Genomic DNA, 1538 nt, shown 5'->3' on the forward strand with positions numbered 1-1538 from the left:
TCGAGCACGCGATCGACGTCGAGGACGACCATGAGCTGACCGTCGAGGCGATGGACGCCGCCGGCGAGCTTGGCCATGCGGGGGTCGAGGTTGACGGGGTTTTCCTCCATGCCTGCTTCGGGCAGGCGCAGCACTTCGCCGATCTGGTCGATCAAAAGGCCGTAGGATTCACCGCGCAGGTCGACGCCGACCGCCATCGGCACCTTGCCGTCCTCGGGCTGCGGCAGGCCGAGACGGGCCCGCATGTCGACCACGGTGACGATGCGGCCGCGCAAGTTCAGCACGCCCGCGATCTCGCGCGAGGACAGCGGCACGCGGGTGACGCGCTCGGGCATGAACACGTCCTGGACGCGGGAGATCGGCAGGCCGAACAGCTGGCCGCCGATCATCGCGGTGACGTATTCGACCATGGCGCCTTCGCTGGACTGGGTCTTGCTGGTCATGTGTCTCTCCTGATCCCTGCCCTGCTCTTACGCCGCTGCCCGGCTCAGCTCGGAGGCGCCGGCGGCGCCCGCGGTCTGTTCCTTCAGCGCCGCGATCAGACCGGGACGGTCGAACTTGGCGACGTAGTCGTGGAAGCCGGCCTGACGGCCGCGCTCGATCGCCGCCGGCGACACCAGCGCCGACAGGCCGATGATCGGCATCGAGCCGAAATTGTTGTCCGAGCGGATGGTCTCGGCGAACTCGAACCCGTTCATGTCGGGCATCTCGATGTCGGTCAGCACCACGTCGAAGGTCTGGGCACGGAGCGCCGCCAGGCCCTCCTGCGCGGTCGGGGCGGTGCGGACGCGGTAGCCGGCCGCCTTGAGCACGGGCGCGAGCATGTTGCGGAAGAACGCGCTATCGTCGACCAGCAGCACCGACTGCGAGTGCAGCGAGGGCTTCATCTCCTTGCGGGTGAACCAGTCGGAGAACGCCATCGGCAGGAAGTGGCCGACGTCGATCACCTCGGTGGCCTGGCCCTTGATCACGGCCGAGCCGAGGATGCCCGAGGAGGAGCCGCCGACCTCGATGTTGAGCCGTTCCTCGACGATGTCGATGATCTCGTCGACGACGAGGCCCATGGAGCGGCCGTCGTCGGCGAACACCAGGATCGGCTGCGCGCCCTGGCTGGCAATGGTGACGCCTTCCATGGCCACCAGCGGCATCAGCTGCTCGCGGTACTGCACCATGTAGCGGCCGTTCGAGAACTCGATCTTGTCGGCCGGGAGCTCTTCCAGGCGCGTGACGAGCCCGAGCGGGACCGCCTTGGGCTGCGAGGAGCCGGCGCGGAACACCAGCAGCGAGGTGGTCTGCTCGCCCGAGCCGATGTGGTGCGCGCCGTTCTCGTCGCCCATGTCATGGGCCGAGGAGCCGGCGGCGCCGAGCGCCTTGGCAATGCCGTTGGGGTCGATGATCATGATGACCGCGCCATCGCCCAGAATGGTGTTGCCGGAGAACATGTCGATGTGACGCAGCTTCGTCGACATCGGCTTGACCACGATTTCTTCGGTGTGGAACACGCCGTCGACGACGATGCCGAAGGTCTGGCTGCCGAC

At 67.5% G+C, this 1538-nt stretch carries 2 protein-coding genes; both read right to left on the reverse strand.

Translation table 11 applies throughout. The features are described from left to right. A partial coding sequence (locus CO669_RS34765) for a chemotaxis protein CheW (RefSeq protein ID WP_097667113.1) occupies positions 1-443 on the reverse strand: 443 nt, incomplete at its 3' end. Positions 444-470: 27 nt separating this feature from the next. Further along, positions 471-1538 (reverse strand): response regulator (locus CO669_RS34770; protein ID WP_143278783.1); only part of this gene is annotated, 1068 nt, incomplete at its 5' end.

Origin of the sequence: Bradyrhizobium sp. Y36, assembly GCF_002531575.1 — a bacterium.
Taxonomy (GTDB): domain Bacteria; phylum Pseudomonadota; class Alphaproteobacteria; order Rhizobiales; family Xanthobacteraceae; genus Bradyrhizobium.